Origin of the sequence: Dictyobacter arantiisoli, assembly GCF_008326305.1 — a bacterium.
GTDB lineage: Bacteria > Chloroflexota > Ktedonobacteria > Ktedonobacterales > Ktedonobacteraceae > Dictyobacter > Dictyobacter arantiisoli.
Genome location: NZ_BIXY01000003.1, coordinates 13629 through 34124, shown reverse-complemented (window position 1 = coordinate 34124; position 20496 = coordinate 13629). Strand labels below are relative to the sequence as shown.

The window sequence follows — 20496 nt, the reverse complement described above, 5'->3', positions numbered from 1 at the left end:
TTCAAGTCACCATCAGCCTGATCATGATAGCTCTTGTTATAGTAGAGAAAGATATCCCTAAAGGCGAGTAGAAAAGAGGGACAAAATGCTAGAGCCCGCGTACAATCAGGATAATGCCAGTCATCGCCCCCGACATAGATGAACTCATGGTGGACAGCAAGTTCGTCGCAGACGAATTCAAGAGTCTGGGTACGCCCAATATGACAATCATACACAGGATTGGCGCGATTTTAGCAAAGAGTTGTCCTGGATAGGTACTCGACCCAAGCGCTGGCTGCGCCGCCTCAAACAGAAATGCCAGTATCCCGGTCGCAAACAGTTGGAAGAACTGAACCGCTATCAGAGCCAGAAACTCTTTGATCCAGGCCCGCATAATCCCTGATCCCACATTACCAGGTAAGGCCCCACAAAAGAACATCAGAGGGGTCATAATGATATAGCCATTGAGAAAGATCAACCGGATCATCAGTTGCAGCGCCAGCACAACGGTCAGGATAGTCAGGATATAGTCGCTGATATGATTAATCAGGCCAGCCATATCCATGAAGACCAGTTTGGAATGCTGATCCGCCGTAATTTGTTGATTAGTAACCTGCAAGTTGTAAATCGAGAGATTGTAGATGTTGCCAAAGAGCTGCTTGACATTACAACCCCAGCGGGCCGAAGGCACGCCAATTGGCGTTCCTGTTCCAAAGATAAATCCTTTGAAAAACGTGCTCAGCCCATTCATGACCTCGATCAGGAGTCCAGTCATCCACAGACTGGCGACGGCAGCAACCAGGATCATAATCACGCGACCAAGCGCCTCTGAAGAGGTCACGTAGCGGGCACTGTAGGGTCCCAGCAATACTTGATAGCCAGCCAGCACCAGCATAAATGCCAGTAGCGCCCCCACAATGGACAGCATCGTGGTCCAGGAGTTTGTAACGGCAGCGGATTGATAGGTAGCAGCCGCAGGCGTAGAGGTGAGCAAGCCAGTATTACCTTGCAGAACATCGGTCGCGCCCACGGCAATAGTCGTACAATCGATGGGAACCGGCACCGCACACAGCTTATTGTCTGGCGCGGCAGTCGTACCATTCGTTGAGGAAGCAGGAGGTGTGGGTTGAGGCAAACCAGTCACCGGATTGGCATTGTCTACCGTCGCACACGTCTGCCCGACCAGCGGACACTCAGCAATAGTACAGTGCTCGCCGCCGCTATAGTTACAAGTAATATTACCAATAATGATACTGAAATTAGAAAAAGGGCAGTCATACAGCTTGCCGTTAAAAGTACAATCAAACTTATAAGTTGGAGGAGTTCCCGGTGGAGCGGTTGCTATTTGTGCATCCATAATCGGACTATAATTACAATCATACTGATCCGTTTTGATGTGACAGCCACCAAGCGTATTGCCAGGGCTGCCGAGAGCATAGTCATTGGGAGTTTTATTGATATCACAGGTAACATCCGCATACGCTTTTTGAGCTTGTTGAGCTGATTTTATCGTTGTTGCCTGCTCAACCCCACCTTTACCTGGTCGATAGGAAGGAGAGGTGGAAGCTGCTGTGCTCGCTTTGTGAGTGGGAGTAGCAAGCGCTGCTATAGCCGTCACAGTGCCCGTCTTTGTGCTAGAAAAGCTGGAGAATTGATGGGTGGTAAGGAGCAAATAAAAGCCAAGCAGGCCACACATGAGTAACACAAAAATGCGCACGACGAGCCGTGGCTTTTGCGCCGCCTCTGGACCTTGCCGCAAACGTATCAGAGCTGTATCCATAGCTTGCTCAAGCCTGGCACGCCAGACATCTTTTTTCGCAGCCGGGGTTACATAGAGCGAAACCTTATCAATAGCCCTGAGATAGTAGCGATGTAGTAATTCCTTCATCGCCTACGGCTCCAGATATCCAAAATCATATCCCCAAATTTATCATGCATATATCAGATATCATCATATATATATTGCGAACACAGTAATAACACAGAGAGTTCCTCTGTATAGTAGAGAAAAACGCGCTGAATAACGAGAGAGAAAGAGGGACAAATTCTCTTCACGACCAGCAGGCATAAGCTTGATGTAAAATACGCAGTATAGCTAGTTTCTACTGCTATTTTGCATTACTTCCATGATTCCCTGCGCAAATAGTTGCTCATTCGACTCTACTGCCTGCCTGAGCACATCTTCATCATGTTGCTTTGTCTGCTCATTATATTTTTTCTGGCTATCGACCATTTGATAAGTCATTATAGGAATTTGAGCAATACCGAAAACAGCCATAAATATATTGAATCCGTTCTTCATAAACGTCTTCCACTTAGACTCAGGGGTTTGCTCTCCATCAGTGGTTTGCTCTCCCTCAGAACTTGCTCTAGATTCGCTATCAGACGATGCCCTACTGAAGATCGACTCGCTATCAGACGATGCCCTACTGAAGATCGATTCGCTATCACTGATCGATTCCCTACTGAAGGTCGATTCGCTATCAGACGATGCCCTACTGAAGATCGATTCGCTATCAGACGATGCCCTGCTGAAGGTCGATTCGCTATCACTGATCGATTCCCTACTTGAGATCGACGCCTCTTCGCTTATTGGTGATACCTCTTCGCTTATTGGCGCTACCTCTTCACTAAAGGTCGACGCCTCTTCGCTTATTGGCGCTACCTCTTCACTAAAGGTCGACGCCTCTTCACTTATTGGCGCTACCTCTTCACTAAAGGTCGACGCCTCTTCACTTATTGGCGCTACCTCTTCACTAAAGGTCGACGCCTCTTCGCTTATTGGCGCTACCTCTTCACTAAAGGTCGACGCCTCTTCACTTATTGGCGCTACCTCTTCACTGATGCCTTTTTCCAGGACCTGGAACATTTCATTACCAGCACCTTTGAGATCGCCGCCCTTGTTAGCAAAATTCATGAAGCGCGCAAAATAGTTTATTGACTGTTCGCCCTCCTTTGCGGCGTTACCAGTAAACTTGAGGTCTGAGAAAGCATTACGGAACACGCTAGCGTCAAGACGTATTTCAGTTTGAGCAATATTAACAAAGCGTGTATTATTGACCAATCCTCTGGGGATTTCAAAAGATAATTTTTCTGGAGCGGTTTCGCCTGCCGTCTCAGTCAAAGAGGATCCTTCGTCAAGGACATTGAGGCTCTCATACTCGGGGGGCTTCATGATTGTATCAAAATAAGATGGGGGTTGCCCTTTTCCAAATGCTTGTTCGTAGGTTGGCAGTTCTTCTGCAATCCCCTTTTCGCCTGCCGTCTCAGTCAAAGAGGATTCTTCCTCAATTCCCTCTTCCCCAAATTGCCCTAATCTGGAAAAGGAGAAATCAACTTTACTCTCGATCCTGGAGCCCAGCCTAAAGGCTGAGCGTAAAAATTCAGGTATCTCGCGTGAGATGCCTTCCCCGCCCTCTCCCGCTAATCGTTCCCCCGCTTCAACACCAAATCTGGTACCGTTGGCAGCAGCACTCTCGCCTGCTTCTAACCCTAACTCGGTCGCTATTTCCGCGCCTATCTCTGCACCTACCTCCGCTCCAGCCTCCGCGCCTGCTTCTATTCCAATTTCAGCTATAGGAGCGATTATCTCTGGAATTGCTGTAGTGGCTGCTTCCACCGCACCAACAATTCCCTCTATGAGGGCCGGTATAAAAGCCATGGTTACCTCCTTTTTAGCTGATCATTGAGCGCACTTTGAAAAGAGTACTGCTAATTTTTACTATACTATTCTTTATGTAGACTATGCATGTATAAAAACAATGGTACTATTTAAATATATATAACAAGAAGTATAAAGGGAACGCTGGTTAAATACTAGTCAGAAGTAGGGAATATTTGTCTCGCTGCGGCTCAATTGGCAAACTTTCCCTATTTCCGACTAGCAAATAAAGCTTAGCTATAGTACTCTAAAGCGAATAGTCACTATTATTTCTATGTACACACCGTTCCCCTATACGATATATCATAAGGCTGGATGAAGGAGCACGTATGGTCCCCTCGATGGATGTTGAATTACTCAATGTGCTGGGCAAGATGATTAGCAGACTCGAACGTTTCCATCTGGAAGGCGCGATTCCCGAAGCCTATGATACAGATGATCTGTTTGAGGATGAGGAACAGGCTTTCTTTCATATCGAAGGTCTGGCGAATTTCTGGCAGCGCGACAATCAAGCTGATTTTGGTCAATATATGAGTGACCTTGTGATCGGAGTCCATAATCAGCATCAGGCCGATCTGACATTAGTACTACAGGGCATGTCGAGCAAACTCTCGGTCTATATTTCATTGGGAAGTGCCGAGTCTACAGAAACGATTCTGGAAGCAATTTTCCCAGGTATCAAACTCACGCCCATCGATACCCAGGTGTTAAATCAGCAGTTGCGCCCCCATAGCGTGATGAAAGGCGTCATCACAGGCATTCCCAGCCAGAAGGGCTATGCCCAATATGCCCAATCCAACAATCAACCAGGACAACCTCCCCGTCCCTCAACGCCAACGGGACAAACACCTACCAAGCTTGAACGCATTGTACGCGGTATGTATGGTACCCAGTGGTGCTATATCGTGCAGGCGCATCCACGACCACGCAGCAAAGTGGTTGAAGAGCGTATGAAGACCATCGATCTGCTCACCCAGGTCACCAATCGCTCACGCCGTCAGTGGTCCTCCTCGCGCTCCGATAACCAGCAGACGACGACCAGTCAATCTGGCGGCTCATCCCAATCCTTCAGCGGTGAGACGATCAATTATCGTGCGCAATATTTAATTCAATCCCTGCAACGCGAACTGGAGCGTCTGGATCAGGCGATGGCGGCTGGTCAATGGATCGTCAAGACGTATTTTGGGGCCGATACAAGCGACAATGTGCAACGCCTGGGTTCGCTGTTAATCGGCACGCTGGCGGGCGCTGATTCACGTCCAGAGCCGGTACGGGTCGCCTTATGTGAGCCGCGCGGTCATGCACTGGATGCCTTTCAAACCTTCCTGACTTCGCAGGAATTGAGTACGCTGGTTCAGCTACCACGCGAAGAGACACCCGGCTATGCGCTGAGCGACTATGTGCGCTTCGACGTTGACTTCCATACCACTGATCCCCATGCTCTTCCATTGGGAGCCATCCAGCACAATGGCAAAAATACGACCGAAACCTTTGATATCTCGCTGGATGCTCTCGCCAAGCACGCCGTCGTAATTGGCGTCACTGGTAGTGGTAAGACGACGACGGTGATGAATCTGATTGATCGAGTGGTGCAGGAGGATCGGCCATTTCTGGTGATTGAGCCAGCAAAAACGGAATACCGCTCCTTGCACTCAGCGATTGCACCCAAACCGCTGCATGTCTATACCCTGGGCAACGAAACTATCGCGCCTTTCAGGCTGAATCCTTTTGAGTTTGAGATGGAGGATGAACCGGGCAACGCACCCGTTTTGACCCATATCGACTTCCTGAAAGCTGTCTTCAATGCGGCCTTCCCCCTCTACGCTCCGATGCCACAGGTGTTGGAAGAAGCATTACATGAGGTCTATGAGGATAAAGGCTGGGATCTCACAAATGGTATCAATAGACGATTGGTAGATTGGTCGCAACGTCATCACCATCCGATCTTCCCCACCCTCTCAGATCTCTATAATAAGGTCGAAGAGGTTACGACACGCCTGGGCTATGATAAAGAGGTGGAATCCAATGTGAAGGCGGCCTTGAAGTCCCGCATTGGTTCGCTGCGTATCGGTTCCAAAGGATTGATGCTGGATACACCTCGCGGCATTCCCATGCATGATCTGCTTTCGGTACCAACGATTCTGGAATTGGAGAGTATCGGTAACGACGACGAGAAGACCTTTATTATGGGACTCTTCCTGGCACGCCTGTATGAATATCGCCGCTTGCAGTTCCAGAGCGGGAAGTTACCACAGGGACTGCAACATATGATCGTCTTTGAAGAGGCTCATCGCCTGCTCAAAAACACCTCAGTCGATGTCGCAGCTGACTCTTCAAATCCCCGTGCGCAGGCCATCGAAGTCTTTACGAATATGCTCTCTGAGGTTCGCGCCTATGGACAGGGCGTACTGGTCGCGGAACAGATCCCCAGTAAGTTAGCACCCGATGTGCTTAAAAACACCAACTTGAAGATCTGCCATCGTTTGATCGCGAAAGATGATCGCGAGAGCATTGGACAGACGATGAATCTGACCGAGGATCAGCAGATGCATCTGGGGACACTGCTACCAGGTATGGCCGCCGTCTATGCAGAAGGTGCCGACCACGCCTATCTGCTACGCCTTGAGAACTATAAACGCAAGATCTCTCCTCTGCCTGAAGCGCAGTTGCGCAAAAAGAGTAGCGTCTATGCCTCCGTCAGACCATTTCAAAGTATCCTGGATATCGACCAATACGAGATTCCACTCGCCCTCTCAGGCGGACCCGATCCCGCTATCTTCCAGGCTACAACCAAAATACTGGACTCCGCCAAGAACAAACAACTCTGGTCCCATATGCTGTTACGGCTGATTGCAAAACCAGCTAACATCTTCGATACATTGTCACATTTTTCAGAGTTCCTGGAAAATCTGATGCCACATTTTTCTCCGGGCGAGCATGATGCCACTCTGCGTATGATCCTGGTTAGAGGTAGCGCGGAATTACTGCATAAACGCGGCGCACGCAATGGCTGGACCTATGAGCAAGTTGAAGAACTCCGCGTCCTGCTCACACGTGGCATGCTCAACTTCTTCCATATGTATACAATGACCTCTGCCGCCGCTAATATCACCACGCCTGAAGAGTTAGAAACGCTGGAAACACAATTCAACAAGGAAATGGAGGAGGCCAGTCAGGTACTCTCCACCTTCGCCGAACAGTTCTTAGCATTGACAAAACGGCGCCAGGGACCCTTTGTCGGTTGCATCAATTGTCCCGCCAAATGCAATTTCCGATCCGATGTCCAGCTCTTACTCACCCAGCAGAACCGCGAATGGATTCATGCCGAACTGACAAAGGGACAAAAGGGTGATGAGGAACGCTTCTCAAGCGCATCACAGATGTCAATTGCCATTGCACAAAGCTGGCTGGGAGATGATCCAGGCACGGAACCCGATAAAGATACTATGGCGATCAGCTATTGTAGCGCCGTCCATGTCCTGGTTCGCTCAGGCTTTAACGATTTTGAGCATGCCCATCTCGCGAACAATCTCAAATCCTATTTCTTCGGTGCCTCTTAAAAGGAATCTCGACGAATACTGTAGGTGCGTGCCGAGGTCGCAACCGAGGTGCGCTTTCCCGTTCCTCGTACCACCATTGCCCTCGTAGGCTCATCCGTACCCCAACAGCGGGGCCAGTGGACATTCCAGAGCGTTGGGGGGAGAGAGTCGTACGAGCAAACCTGGCACCGAAGACGCGCTGGAGGCACGTATGAAGGCTTCGCATCACAAAGTCGGGCCTGGCACGGATCACGGTGATCGTACGGGTCCGTGGCAGCTACTGGATACGGCTAAACAGTTACTGTAATATGATTTGTTATAGTTGGGAACAGTTCGATTAACTTTTTGTTACCCAATGCTGACGGCCAGGTAGTTAATAAATCAACGGCTGCCTTAGTAAGGGCTTTGGAGATCACATTGAGCGGAGTGCCAATAGCTTCGCCGGTTCGCGTGGCTTGCGCTACAAACTGCTCAAGATCAAGGCTGGCCAGATGGGTATCAAAGGCGAGTTGATCGCTATTCATAGCTCGAAAGACTTGAACTTGAACAGCACTTGCCTTATCCAAATAATCACTAGTTTTCGCCTCTAATTTAGCCTTTAAACGTTGAATCTTTCTCAATTCCAGTGTAAGTTTGTGCTCCACCGGCAATGCATTGCTATCGTTCACATCTAATTCACCAAGACTACCAAATTTGCCCCCTACCTCATTCAGGACCTGTGTCAATTCATGATTTGAGCCTCTGCAACATCTATTAAAATATCGTCCCGGTCTGGTCCCTCTAATTCATCATTCGGCATCTCTATCACTATGTGATCAGGACGTTCCTCAGTATTATCATTATTCACCTGCTCACCGTGACTAGAGTTGGTTTCATTTGAGGCAGGAGCAACCGATTCATTTGAGTCGAACTCGACCGTTTCATTTGAGGCAGGCACAACCGATTCATTTGAGTCGAACCTCGACCGATTCATTTGAGGCAGGCACAACCGATTTATTGACATGAGTTTGATCTTCATTAAAATTTAGAGGAGCTTCGAAAATGTTTTTAAAAGAGGGCCATCTACTACTCGTAGCAATCGGGGTTGGCTCTTTCAGATCTGCGACGAATTCATCGCTCCCATCTTTTACAGTGTCGAGCCATTGGAAGACAGTCCGTTGAAGGTCAGTAGCATTTCTAGCAGTGTCATTAGGCCGCATTGAATCTTTGTCATTCGTTACTTTGTCTTTTTCTCTATCAGCTTCTTTCTCACTGCCATCTATTGAAACTAGTTCAACAATGGATGAACGATCGTCTACAGACGCACGGGATAAATTTGTATCACTTCCCCGAATCATCTCCGATACTTCAATCTTGCTGCTTGACATGTCTTTATCTCCTGCTAGTACTGCCTCGTACAGCAAATGGGTAAAAAGGGTAGGAAAGCACATAGGGGCTATCTGCGGGCAACACGCATTGTGCATAATTCATCAGGAAAGAGCAACTATCAACGTAGAGGCATCATATTCAATCGAAAAGCTTCGGTTGATTGGCTATATTATCTATATCTTAATGAGTGCATATAAACATAAAGAGCATAAACGGAAATAGCACAGATATAAATAACCATCCTGATAAGAACACTACCCCAATATAAATATCATACCTGATAAATGTGACAAAAATAAGTCGGAATTAGGGTCAATTTAATGCTAAATTAACATTGTTAAATCTTAGTAAAAGATGCTGCTTAACAGGCAAAATACTCCCATTTTTCCCTCTTTCCGACTAGTTTTTCTATCTGCATTCTCCTACACTTTTTCACAGGAGCACTCTCGTCCTGGCAGCAGATACGGAGACAATGGAAATAGCTTGCACAGCGCGGGACAGATCGATAGCAGCAAGCTTGAATAGGGAGGAACCCATTTATGCACGCCGACACTGTGCGCGCGGCAATAATGAGGTATTTATGGCAATAAAAGAATTTGGCAACACAGCTTCGGAAGTAGTACATGTTACGCCTGAGCAGGCATTGCTGGAGCAGCAAAAAGAAATCATGGCGTATGGTCTACAGACGATTACGGAAAAAATAGAAAAAAAGAAAAGCCCTTTTCTGGAAAGACATGCCTGGGGCTGGCGCTATGAGCAACTTGCAACCCACCTCAAAGGCGAGATCAGGACCATCAAAGGCGAGATACGCGACAATCGCCAGCTCAAAGAAACTGTTTATGACGATATCCAGAAAATTAAAGACCTCATCTCACGTCCCGATGTTCCGCGTGACGACAAGGCGACCGCACGCGCTCTGGAAACGTATTATCAGAATGTCAACACCGAAAAGATAACCAGGGCAGAGGTTGATACGAGAAGAGTAGCGTTTCTGGAAGTATATGACCGCTGTATCATGACGCCTGATAAAATCGCAGCATTGCGCAACGACCCAATCAATGGGCAACTTACTCCTGCTCAACGCACGCTAGCCAACACATTACATACACGCTATACGACTGATGGACGTCTGGATCACATCAATCACAATCAATTAGAGACGCTCCATCAGCAGTATGTTGAACATCCCCGTTGGCTTACAGATCTGCGCCAGCTAGATGCGCTCCCAACCACTCAACACCAGCAACTAGATAGAATCACCAATAACTTTGAAAATAATCAACAGCTTGACATGGCTGATCGAGCGCGTCTACAAGAACTCACCAATAATTACTCGGGCACGATAGCTAAACTTCATGAATTAAGTCAAAATCCGGCGATCATCGAGGGCGACCGCCAGAGATTCAAAAATACACTTGAGCGCAAAGAATATTTACAGTTCGATCAAAATGATCGGGATTCCCTTGATCTCTACTATGATCATGAAATAACACAACGCAACATGCTTCAGGAGCTCAGCGAGATTGGACATCTCCCAGCAGATAATCGGCAGGAAGTTGAAGCATTGAGGGATGCATATATTGCAGATGAAGCCAATAGGCTGGGCGATATCAACGACCCACAGCGCATGCAGCTACAAAATCTCTATGACCATTTCGCCATACCCAAAAAACAGCTTGAGGCACTCGAAAGTAAACAACACCGTCTCCTGATCACTGATAGCCTGGCATTAGAGGCATGTAAAGCTGAGTTTGAGCTCAATGGCAACATCGCTGAATTAGATGAACTGCATGAACGAAATGTACTCATTCTTGATCAACTCGAAACTCTGCATAAAATCATTCCACAGAAAAGTCCGCAAGCGGGCGAGGTGAGCACACTATCGAAGACCTTTTGGAATACCAGCGATCTTTCTCCAGCCGAGCGTACCCGACTCCAGGAAATCTATGACAACCATATTACCATTCCTGAGCAGTTAGAAGCATTAAACAAACTCAGTAGCATGACCTATGCGGATACCCAAAAGCTTACGCACTTTGAACAACTGCAACAGCTCACAATCCAGGAGCATACAGAGTTTACAGCCCTGCATCAGAAATATGTGGCAGAGCAGAGACCAAATGTTCCCCTGGCAGAGCAGGCAGCGATAGAGAGGATGAACATCCTCCAAAAACTTGCTCTGCAAATCAAAGGTGCCGAAACAACGCTAGGAGCAAAGGAGAACGACTTACGGGAAAAGCAAAACAAGCTCGTACATGGATCGCCATGGGTTGCCCGCAAATTTTATGAATGGCGTACCCGTGATGTGAGGTCTACCCTGGAAAGTGAACTTGCAACCATCGTCAATGGAGAGAGAAGAAACCAGACCTTGCCAGAGGCCATCAAAATAGTGCTTCTCCAGCTCACCAGTGATACGAACAAAAATAAGCTGAAAGAAATTGCAACCGCTGAAGCAAAAGTTATTGAACATATGACAAATGCTCAAAAAAATCTTGAAATCATAAGACAGCAAAAACAACAAAGGGACGACGCACAAATAGCTTTGACCAGCGCCATTCGAGCTGAAGTACCGGAAGCGCATGAGGATCTTATGAGACGCGTTGAAACCATAAAACAAATAGAAACCAATATTAATTACGCACGCAAAGGATATTTCAGAGAACTCAATGATCCTATGCTTATCCATGATTTCCAAAACTACCAAAAGGCGCTCTACAAAAATATCTATGGGCCCGCGAAAAACGCCATTCTCACTATGTATAAAATCAATGGACTGATTAATATCATGGGTGCAACTGAAGCATATCTAGCAACGTTAGGACAGGTAGCCGATGCCCGTAACTCTCTTCTGAGCAAAATGGTACATCTAACTGGCCGTGGCATTGAAAATATTCCCGCAGGTTTTAGTGGTGGTGTTGGCGCTAATATAGTGAAAGGGGTTTTTACACCTTATACAACACCCACACGCTAAGTAAGCGTAAGAACCGTTACAGTCTGCTAGAAGAGAGGAAGGAAAAGAGGATTTAATGAAAAACTATTCAGAAATGAGCACTTCAACGCGAGAAATGCAATCGCTTGAGCCGAAATCTTTTTTTGTCGGTTTGATGGATCTTGATACGAATGAAGCCAGAAAAACGCTCCTCGATCTCAAAGACCAGGTGAGCCAAACCATCAACCATGAAGAAGAACTGCCAGAAGTCAGGCGCTTCCTGGATCAATCGGCAAGAGAAGCAGGCCCCTCGCATGGTGAACTCTGGCGCCGTCCACAAGAGTATATTCAGTCAGCGACTGAAAAAACCGCGTTCCCATCAATAGTAGCATCACCGTCAAAATGGAATTTTAAGCTCAAAATCCAAAAGGATACACGTACCCCTCCAGAAGTGAGGAATCAACTCCTTACAGCGGCTGTCGAGAGCGTCCAAACACAGAAATATCGCAGTGAGTCCTTTCGCGCTGCCTTCCGAGGATGGAAGAATATGCAACCGGAAACAGATATCTATACCATTCAAGACACAGAAGAGCAAAAAAAAGCCCGCGCAACAAAGGTTATAGAAGGATTGCCAGGATTAGTCAGAGGAGAAAAAACACAGTCAGCTATAAATACTAATATCAGGCTCCACGATGTGATTCTCAGCCAGGATGCAGAGGAACATCGTGTTTATAAACAGCTCGATCAAAGAATAACAGAAGCATTGCAGGAACGTACAAGTAACGCGATAAGCACTGAGCGAAACGCGTGGGCCGCAGGAAGCACTATTGACGATTTGGAAACTATGCGTAAAATTGTATGGGACCAATGTAAAATACTTCAAGGACAAATAGATGAAATGATTGGCGGTCGGCTGGACAAATTTGCGAAAGTTTCAGCCATGCAAGACGATGCCCAGAAAGAACTTTATGCTATTCAGACAGTGATTGACGAGCAAATTACTAAATTGAACCTTAATAATAGTATTGATACAAGATTACAAAATTTTGTGCAAGAAAGAACCAGTATTAAGGAACGCGTGATAGATATCTTCACGGGCGGCAATGACAGGGCAGTCAATGGCATTACGTCATTGCGCCAAAAGTTTGTCGAAGAAGCTGCTAAAAAAGTAAATGGATAAAAAAGCAAATTGATGGTATTATCTAAAAAATATACCTCTAACTGAACAAGTGAAGGGAAGCAAGTTTCTATGGCACAGATTAAATGTTCGGAATGTGGACATCGTAATTCACAAGCCGCGAGGATATGCGCCAATTGCGATGCTAAACTTATCCCTCTAGCACGGTCTTATCGTGCTCAACCAACTAACGAGCAGGTAGTACCGGCTTTTCCAGATGAGGAAATCATACCACCTCTGGCTCAGGCTGCACTAAAACCTCAACCGCGAAAAGTACCAGTACAGCAGCAGCAACAACAGCGTAACGCACCTGCTCAAAAGGCTCCGGTGCAAATCCCTCGCAATGCACCTGCAAAAAAGGCTCCAGTGCAGTTACAAAAAAGCTCCACTGTAAGCAATGTTCCAGCACTGCGTCCTTCCTCCCGCTCACTCACAACCCGGGCGATGCACAATCGGGATGAAGAGGATTCACCGTACGCGACACGCGTACCTGCCAGTGCGCTTGAGATCTATCAAATTCCTGATTTCGCCAGCGCTGCCTCCATCGCCAATAACACGGTTGAGACTGCCTCCCAGGCCGCAGAAGCAGGAAAATTACCTTTTTTGTTCGCCCTGACGAAGCCGAAGGTCCACGGAAACGTCATCCATATGGAGAGCCGGGAAATGCCCAATGACTATCCTGGCATCATGGCAGTGATCTTCTCGCTTCTAGCTGAACTTATCTGGGTCTTACCCAATATCCAGACCAACAAAGAAACTGATCGCATCATGGTGAATAGAGTACGCGTCCGCACCGAGTCCGGCAGGACCCGCGACGTCATTGTGCGCGGCAATATGCGTGGAGCTGATATTGAGCAGGGTGATCTGGTCTCATTCTGGGGAAGAAAGCGCAAGGGTATCTTAATAGCGCGCAAAGGCTATGATCACACAACCCATAGCGTTGTCAGTACCGCCGCTCCCAATATCCTGTTACCAGCCATTGTATTAATGTTTATCTTTATGATCACCTTGTTCTATATCCAGACAAAAACACTGCTCCCATTTCACTTCAGTCTGCCCAGGATCACGATTCAAGGTATACAACAAGGAGTAGCCACTATACTGAATGCCCTCAGCAAGCCCTTATTCTCAAAGTAAGTACTCAACCAGGGCTAGCATATGCACAGGTATGTACCCAGATAAATAAATATCAAAATTCTTCTTGCACGACTTCAGGCAGAAGTAAATACCCGTAACCGAGCACACAATACACGTAGATCCCGGTACCGCGTAGCTTGCCACGAATGCGATCGATGTGCTTATCCATCATGGTACGCACCTTATCATCGACATGGCAGCCATAGACACTAAAGGCGAGATCGGTATAGGTAACAGGGACACCATAACGAAGTGGGAAGAGCAGACGATATTCTGTCTTTGTTAACTCAATAGTCGTATTTTTGATGATTATCTTATGACGTTCATTGCACCATTGAATATTTTTGATGAGGATAGGAGCTTCGTAGTGATCAAGCAAGATAGTCATTGATAGTGTTTCTCCTTCCGAAATGTACGAAAGACACAGAAATCAAAAAGATTTCTTCAAGCGATAAACACATTCAAGTACGATATACAATTAACTACGAAACAGATTATTGTTTCTCCTAAGAAACATACAAGATTTTGGGAAATAAAAGGTATCAAGTATGTATCATTTTTTGTATCATTTTCTCGAAGATACAAAATTTTGTCCCTCTCTTCCCCTTGGCAGGGCTTTTGATGGCCCGCATACTAATCTTGAATGCCTGGAAATAGCAGCCTGTCTATGTTTTCAGCAGGATTGCAAAGAGCTCTCCGCCTGCGGCGGCGAGAGGGAGGTAAGAGACCGGGGCTCAGCCCCGAGCCCCAGGTTAAGGGTGCAACCCTTAACAATCCCGCTCCCGCACAAACTTAAGCGGGATTGCAAAGAGCTCTCCGCCTGCGGCGGCGAGAAGGAGATAAGAGGCCGGGGCTCAGCCCCGGACCCCAGGTTAAGGGTTGCACCCTTAACAATCCCGCTTAAGTTCACACTTATGGGGATGTCCTCCATAGGCGCGAACGTAAGGCTTTTCAAGCGGGATTGCAAAGGGCGGCCAGCCCTTTGCCGGGGTTTGGGGTGTCCCCAAATACCCTTTTTTCTTCTTTTCTTTGCCGCCGCAGGCGGCGAGAGGGAAGCATAGAACACAGGAGAAAGGACCGGTATTATTGGTGTCATTGGTAGGGTCTACTGTTAATCCCTATAAAGGACGGATGATCCGTGGATACTGCCTGGAAGAACTGTTGGAAGATGGAACGGTTACTCTGCTGTATCGCGCACGTACCGAAGAGCTCTGGCTACCGTCAGAAGTATTCATCTTATTGTTACCTGCGGTCCAGACGTTAACGGAACAGGAAAAAGCTCGTTTTGATGAACGCTTTACGACACTTGCCAGGCGTTTGATGCGACTACGCCATCCTTCGCTATCTCCGCTCTATGGGTATGGAGAGGAGGGTGGTTTGCCATATCTTATTTTGCCACCGCAGACAGGAGAAACATTGGCAGAGCGCCTCAGTAGCGAGCAACAACCCTGGGAACTCGAACAGGTCTATTCCATACTGGCTCCGCTGGCCCATGGACTCTCCTATTTGCATAGCCAAAAAGTCATTCATCAATTTCTCAATCCAGCAAATATTATCCTGAGGGGTAGCAGGAATCCACCGGCGATGATGCGAGTGGGGCTGGCACAGATGCTAGGCCTGAAAGGCGTGCATACCGAAAAACAATCCTTGCTCACCCGTCCATACCTGAAGGATATCAGTGGCAGCTATCTGGGAGCCCCGGAGTATCTGGCCCCCGAAGTTGTTAAAGGGGCGGAAGCGGATACACGTTCCGATATCTACACGCTGGGCGTCATACTCTTTGCATTATTAAGTGGTCAGGTGCCCTTTGCCGGTGAAGGCTATCTGGAGGTGGTACAAAAGCATATCCATGAATCCTTGCCTTCCCTGCATAAACTCGCGCCCGCAGTACCAGCCGCGCTCGAGATGGTCGTCAATCGCGCGCTGCAACGAGATCCCAGGCGGCGCTTCCAGACAACAGCAGAATTCATGCAAGCGCTCCGCCAGTTCCTTACGGAGAAACCGCTCGATATCAGCAGTGTATCGCCCATCGCGCAGATTCAGGCGATCACGCATTCCACCTTATCAATAGTGCCGAGCGTCCATGCGACACCGCTGGCCCTGAGGGAGGGAACGATAGAAGCGGTTGCGGATGCCGCCACATCCAATGAAAATGGAGTAACCAGCCTCACAGAAGAGCCAGCAGCATCCCTTGAGATGGAAGTGGTTGTAGTCGCATCCTCGCCTGAAGATCTACAAAAAGAAGACTGGCTCAATTCGCCTCAGACCGATACGACTGAGGATGAGTGGCTTACCGCACAAGATCCCAAAACGTTACATGAGGATGAAAAAGAGGATTTCTTTGCTGCGCTACGCGATGATCTGGCCACAATGTCAGAATATGCCAGCGCCGCTGCCGACGATCCAACCACCAGTTTCCCGGTTAATCCTTTTGCAGAGGACGAGGAGGACGAGGACGAGGATACTGCATGGCTCTCGCAAGCAGACAGGGATGAAATAGTACCACTTGATCTATTCGATAATCCATTTGAAGAGGAGGTTGCGGAACAAGATAAGCAACTGGCCACCTTTGTAGACGAAAATAGCAGCGCCGAGGATGCCTGGCTCGATACCCATACATCAGATATGTTATCTCATCTCAACGCTTCAGATGAGGTAGACGAGCTGACTGAAGCGGAAGAAGAAGAAGAGCTGGATGAGCCGCAACTCGCATTGAAGCTCGACACCCTGAGCGATGAACTATTTTCAATGATAGAAAGTGAAATCCCAACCTTCACAACCCCAGCAGCGTCTGAGGATACAACGCAACTCCAATCAACCCAAAGAAGGACGAAACGCCATATAGCTCTTTAAGGGACTCTATTTTATGACGCAAACAGAACTAAAAACAACTGAATCCACATCCATCATTCCGCACTCATTATTACAATTTGAATTATTGTTAGCGCCAGCGATTCCCATGCTTGCTATTCTTATTTTAGGACTGCTGGGAACGTTGCATATGCAAACCAACCTGTTTATTATCTCATTTGTCTCCTGTGCCATTGCCGTATTTTATATGGAGCGAATGATCATTTCGCATGTACAAAAGACAAACGAAGAACAACTTACTCATATCGAAGCTATCTGTGTCGAGTTTTTGTCCGGGCACAAAGAGGCCCGCATCCCCGTTGTAGCCGAGGATAATACGAAATCCCTGGCGACAACGCTCAATATCCTGTTAGATAGCTATCAAACAGGCTTTGAAAAAAGCTATCTTGCACCGCAGGAGGAGATCAACCAACTCAGCGGACAATTAAGACAACTGGCCTATGAGCTCAGCCCTATTATGGATGGCAATCTGACAGTCAGAAGTACCATCACCGCTGGCAGCCCTGGCATCATCGCCAAATTATGTAATGGTTTGATCGAGGATCTGGCCGCCCTGGTGCAATGGACACAATATATGGCGGAACAGATTATTCAAACGTCGCATAGCCTGCTGGATACGTCAGAAGAATGGGCACATATCACCGAACAGCTTACACAGAGAATCGTCACGGTCACTGAGGCGGTCGAAAAAATCGTGACCTGTCTGCAACGCATCGATAGCACCCTGCAATCCAGCGTCGAACTGGCCCAGGAAACGCAAACCTATATCCAGGAGGAACAGGACCAATCTTTGCCCGCAGACGGCGCACCAGCAATCGAGGAGCCCACGCTGGTCGGACAGATTAAACACAACATGGAACAACAAATTCGGCTTCTGGAAACTATGCTTGAGGATATCCATGAAACCAGCGATATGGCCGAGCCCATGATGGCAGAACTCTATAGTTTCGCGCAACAATTCCAACAAGCTAACGCCATTGTAATTACAGCCGCCAAAGTTATCAGCGATCAGGCCATCACGGCTGATGAGTGGCGTCAATCTGCACAGGCATTTTCCGTACCTGACAATGAGGATATGGCAGAATATGCCCCCATTGAAGAGGCAGAGAGAGATGACGAGATGACCATTCAACGACCAAAAGAACAGCTCATCAATAAAAATTAATGGAAAGGCTCGCAGAGTATGAGCAGTATCGCAGATCTCATTGTGGGAGAATTCACCAAAAAATTTCTCTATCCATTGCTGCTGATTGTTTGCCTGGCAGGCATAGGAGCAATTCCAATCGCCAGTTTCTTGCTTCCCACCGTGAGTATCACTGGGCAGGGAAACTCGGCATCCCAGCCAACTGTGCATTATCCAGAAGGACAATGCACGGCTGATCCCAAAGATATTACCTATTTAAAGGCAGCCAATCTACCAAATACCGCAACACAGGATACCACCACTCTTCCTGCGGAATGGAATAAAGCCAACCGTACCCAACAAGATCTGGCGAACGCCCAGGCCTGTGCTGGAGCCTTCGTTGAGAATTATAACTCCTTCGATTATCGCAATCTTCAGACACTCGAAGCTGCGATACCGATGCTCTCAAGCGCGGCCAAGTATCGTTTCTATAAGGGCAGCAGCAATGTAGGCGCAAGTATCCGTACCGATGCATCCTGGCAGACCAAAATTCAGCAGCGTAAGCTCATTGAAGTAGCACAGATACAAAACCGTCCCGCATTATCTAATTCAGAGTTTGACAATAATACGCTCTATATTACGATGGTCGTTCCCTATAAGCTCGTGCAACAGATCGATGGGCAGACAACAGTACAGGATAGCAGTGAGACTGTATTACTCAAGTCAATCGCCCCTGATTCACAGAACAAGGGCACCGGCTGGCAAATCACAGATTATCGTGAAAGCCAGCAGTAATCAGCAAACATAGGCAATAATATCCAATTACAGCGACTCACAACAATAAGCAAGCCCTGGCCGTTGACCAGGGCTTGCTTATTGCTCTTGCTAAGCCGGCTCACCAAACGCTATTGCAGGGATACATTCTGCACATCAACCTCGGGCTGGGCATAGCCAGCCATGATCGAGATCGTGACGCTGGTGGATGCATGGGTCGAAAATTGGACGCGTAAGAGTGTATAATCAGTACTAAAGGCCGAATTTACCTGTCCGTTGGCCTGTAAATACGCGTAACTGCCTTTGACATACGCCTGCAAGGTGTAGGTATGGTTGGTCTGCAAGCCTGTGATAACCTGCGAGCAACTCCCATTGGTGCTCGAACTTGGGATGATGCGCAGGGTATTGTTTTGAGCCACATCATGAGAATCGCATGCCCACCCTGTCAAACCATTAAAAGTAGGATTGGCGACGAAATTGCCCCGCCGTGGTGGGGTTGTCGGGGTTGGCACTGGTAGAGTAGGTACGACAGGCGGCGGCAACGGTGCGGACGCCGTTGGGGTTGGTCGGGGAGTAGGCTTTGGCTTTGGCTTTGGCGTCGGTGATGGTGTCGGGGTTGGCGTTACTGCTGGCGCCACCGTGGAATCGCTCGTAAAAGTATTCAATAAGCGGTTGAAGGCATAGGATGGCTGGGTCAAACCACTGCAGGTATCATGTACATCCGAGGGGCCATCTGTCGTACAGGGTTGATCACGCTGCAATGACCAGAGCGAGAGACGGGTAATCTCTTGCTTATGCAGCTCAGAAAAGATAAGCAACTGCTGGGCATCATCCAGCGTGAAACGTTCTGTCGGATCTGTATTTTGTCCCAGCATTGGAGTAATGCCAATGCCCGCCGGGAGCATGACATTGGTATCTTGCTGCAGTTTCTCAAGCTGGCTGAAGACCCTGGCTACCGCTTTGATAATGTTCGCCCCCATCTTATGCGCGGAGATATCGTTGTTATACAAATTCATTGTCAGCAGATTGACGGTACTGATGGTAACATGGTTCTTCATAGCATTCGCTAAGAGATTATAGCCAGCAGGGCTCAGGCCAACGGCAGGCGTGGCTGGCAGAGTATAGGATATTGAGAGAGGCTTGCCCTTTACACCGGAGTGTAAGAGGGCCAGGGCTTGATTGCGCATATCAATGGATAGATCATCTTGCAAGGATGCTGCTTCAATATCAAAATCGATATGAGTCAAGCGATATTGATCAATGACCATTTGATATTGTTGGCGTAAACTGGCTACATCATGACAGGACAACGCAAGATCCTGCTGCTCTACCCCCGCACCCGCAACTGGTCCACCAAACGAAACAATCGCATCCCCACCGCTGGCTTGCAGCGTTTTTATCTCATTCTGATAAGGCGCACTTTTAGCGGTAATCGCCTGTGCACCCTCCCATGTCGCCTGACAATTGGTCGTAGCAGTCACAAATGCCAGCGTAAAAAAGCGTGTTCCGCCGTTGTCCTGTTGCTGAGCAGCATTGATCAAAGTAAAAAGATTTTTGGTGGCCGTGACATCGACATAGGGAGCAAAAGAATATTTAGGATACGCAATTCCCTGATAAGCAGCCGGAGCAGTGCTCTTAGTATGAGAAGCGGAAGAAGAGGGAGCAGAAGGACTAAAAAGTGGAATAATGAAGACCACGATGACAGCGACCAGCATGGCGACACCAAAGATGCCAACAACCAGCATAAAGCGCCTGTTACTACCAAAAGAATACATACAATAAATCCATCCTTCAAGTGTCCATTTTCAATAAAAGAAGCAAAAATATTGCTGATCTAGCATTCGTTGCCCGCCAGAGCGGGGAGGTTTAAGTTGAGGATGGAGCCGACCGTGCCTGGCTCCATCCTCAACAAGAAAAGGGTTTGTCCCATAGCAGACG

14 protein-coding genes are annotated in these 20496 nt (G+C 47.8%); 7 read left to right on the top strand and 7 right to left on the bottom strand.

The window, feature by feature from the left end:
• Positions 1-88: 88 nt before the first annotated feature.
• Together F1593_RS01775 and F1593_RS01770 are read right to left on the bottom strand one after the other, a co-directional pair.
• The gene (locus tag F1593_RS01775) at positions 89-1867 is read right to left on the bottom strand and encodes a hypothetical protein (protein ID WP_149399741.1); all 1779 of its coding nucleotides are present in this window, start codon (positions 1865-1867) and stop codon (positions 89-91) included.
• A gap of 207 nt (positions 1868-2074) precedes the next feature.
• Positions 2075-3640: a hypothetical protein gene (locus F1593_RS01770; RefSeq protein WP_149399739.1), complete on the bottom strand. Its 1566-nt coding sequence runs from the start codon at positions 3638-3640 to the stop codon at positions 2075-2077.
• Positions 3641-3969: 329 nt separating this feature from the next.
• Between F1593_RS01770 and F1593_RS01765 the strand changes: the two genes are divergently transcribed.
• Entirely contained in the window at positions 3970-7200 is a 3231-nt protein-coding gene (locus F1593_RS01765) for an ATP-binding protein (protein ID WP_149399737.1), read from the top strand.
• 269 nt (positions 7201-7469) lie between these two features.
• On the opposite strand, the gene F1593_RS01760 is transcribed toward F1593_RS01765, so the two are convergent.
• Genes F1593_RS01760 through F1593_RS01750 form a run of 3 tightly spaced genes read right to left on the bottom strand, consistent with a single transcriptional unit; the run spans position 7470 to position 8546 of the window.
• Positions 7470-7904, bottom strand: coding sequence for a hypothetical protein (locus tag F1593_RS01760; RefSeq protein ID WP_149399735.1), 435 nt, complete (start codon positions 7902-7904; stop codon positions 7470-7472).
• Positions 7901-8116, bottom strand: coding sequence for a hypothetical protein (locus F1593_RS01755; protein ID WP_149399733.1), 216 nt, complete (start codon positions 8114-8116; stop codon positions 7901-7903). Before F1593_RS01755 ends, F1593_RS01760 begins: the two co-directional genes overlap by 4 nt.
• Before the next feature lie 7 nt (positions 8117-8123).
• Positions 8124-8546 carry a hypothetical protein gene (locus F1593_RS01750; protein ID WP_149399731.1) on the bottom strand — a complete coding sequence of 141 codons (423 nt, stop codon included), beginning with the start codon at positions 8544-8546 and terminating at the stop codon, positions 8124-8126.
• Between the two features lie 581 nt (positions 8547-9127).
• Between F1593_RS01750 and F1593_RS01745 the strand changes: the two genes are divergently transcribed.
• From F1593_RS01745 to F1593_RS01735, 3 genes are all read left to right on the top strand, one after another.
• Positions 9128-11518: a hypothetical protein gene (locus tag F1593_RS01745; RefSeq protein ID WP_149399729.1), complete on the top strand. Its 2391-nt coding sequence runs from the start codon at positions 9128-9130 to the stop codon at positions 11516-11518.
• 55 nt (positions 11519-11573) lie between these two features.
• Entirely contained in the window at positions 11574-12656 is a 1083-nt protein-coding gene (locus F1593_RS01740; protein ID WP_149399727.1) for a hypothetical protein, read from the top strand.
• A 69-nt stretch (positions 12657-12725) separates the two neighbouring features.
• A complete protein-coding gene (locus F1593_RS01735) occupies positions 12726-13790 on the top strand; it encodes a zinc ribbon domain-containing protein (protein ID WP_149399725.1) in 1065 nt (354 codons plus the stop codon).
• A gap of 52 nt (positions 13791-13842) precedes the next feature.
• On the opposite strand, the gene F1593_RS01730 is transcribed toward F1593_RS01735, so the two are convergent.
• Positions 13843-14178: a winged helix-turn-helix domain-containing protein gene (locus tag F1593_RS01730; RefSeq protein WP_149399722.1), complete on the bottom strand. Its 336-nt coding sequence runs from the start codon at positions 14176-14178 to the stop codon at positions 13843-13845.
• A gap of 701 nt (positions 14179-14879) precedes the next feature.
• Between F1593_RS01730 and F1593_RS01725 the strand changes: the two genes are divergently transcribed.
• The 3 genes from F1593_RS01725 to F1593_RS01715 are packed head-to-tail and all read left to right on the top strand — an operon-like array spanning position 14880 to position 18579.
• On the top strand, positions 14880-16643 hold the full coding sequence (locus tag F1593_RS01725) for a serine/threonine protein kinase (RefSeq protein ID WP_149399720.1): 1764 nt from the start codon (positions 14880-14882) through the stop codon (positions 16641-16643).
• A 13-nt stretch (positions 16644-16656) separates the two neighbouring features.
• The gene (locus tag F1593_RS01720; protein WP_149399718.1) at positions 16657-17826 is read left to right on the top strand and encodes a methyl-accepting chemotaxis protein; all 1170 of its coding nucleotides are present in this window, start codon (positions 16657-16659) and stop codon (positions 17824-17826) included.
• An 18-nt stretch (positions 17827-17844) separates the two neighbouring features.
• Entirely contained in the window at positions 17845-18579 is a 735-nt protein-coding gene (locus tag F1593_RS01715) for a hypothetical protein (RefSeq protein WP_149399716.1), read from the top strand.
• A 110-nt stretch (positions 18580-18689) separates the two neighbouring features.
• Here F1593_RS01715 and F1593_RS01710 read toward each other — a convergent pair whose 3' ends face one another.
• Complete coding sequence (locus F1593_RS01710) at positions 18690-20333, bottom strand: hypothetical protein (protein WP_149399714.1); 1644 nt, start codon at positions 20331-20333, stop codon at positions 18690-18692.
• Positions 20334-20496 lie beyond the last annotated feature (163 nt).

Excerpts from the sequence above, each read along its gene's own strand:
- F1593_RS01715 (WP_149399716.1), top strand. The coding sequence starts at position 17,845 with ATGAGCAGTATCGCAGATCTCATTGTGGGAGAATTCACCAAAAAATTT.
- F1593_RS01750 (WP_149399731.1), bottom strand. The coding sequence starts at position 8,546 with ATGTCAAGCAGCAAGATTGAAGTATCGGAGATGATTCGGGGAAGTGAT.
- F1593_RS01775 (WP_149399741.1), bottom strand. The coding sequence starts at position 1,867 with ATGAAGGAATTACTACATCGCTACTATCTCAGGGCTATTGATAAGGTT.
- F1593_RS01710 (WP_149399714.1), bottom strand. The coding sequence starts at position 20,333 with ATGTATTCTTTTGGTAGTAACAGGCGCTTTATGCTGGTTGTTGGCATC.
- F1593_RS01745 (WP_149399729.1), top strand. The coding sequence starts at position 9,128 with ATGGCAATAAAAGAATTTGGCAACACAGCTTCGGAAGTAGTACATGTT.
- F1593_RS01735 (WP_149399725.1), top strand. The coding sequence starts at position 12,726 with ATGGCACAGATTAAATGTTCGGAATGTGGACATCGTAATTCACAAGCC.
- F1593_RS01730 (WP_149399722.1), bottom strand. The coding sequence starts at position 14,178 with ATGACTATCTTGCTTGATCACTACGAAGCTCCTATCCTCATCAAAAAT.
- F1593_RS01765 (WP_149399737.1), top strand. The coding sequence starts at position 3,970 with ATGGTCCCCTCGATGGATGTTGAATTACTCAATGTGCTGGGCAAGATG.
- F1593_RS01740 (WP_149399727.1), top strand. The coding sequence starts at position 11,574 with ATGAAAAACTATTCAGAAATGAGCACTTCAACGCGAGAAATGCAATCG.
- F1593_RS01720 (WP_149399718.1), top strand. The coding sequence starts at position 16,657 with ATGACGCAAACAGAACTAAAAACAACTGAATCCACATCCATCATTCCG.
- F1593_RS01770 (WP_149399739.1), bottom strand. The coding sequence starts at position 3,640 with ATGGCTTTTATACCGGCCCTCATAGAGGGAATTGTTGGTGCGGTGGAA.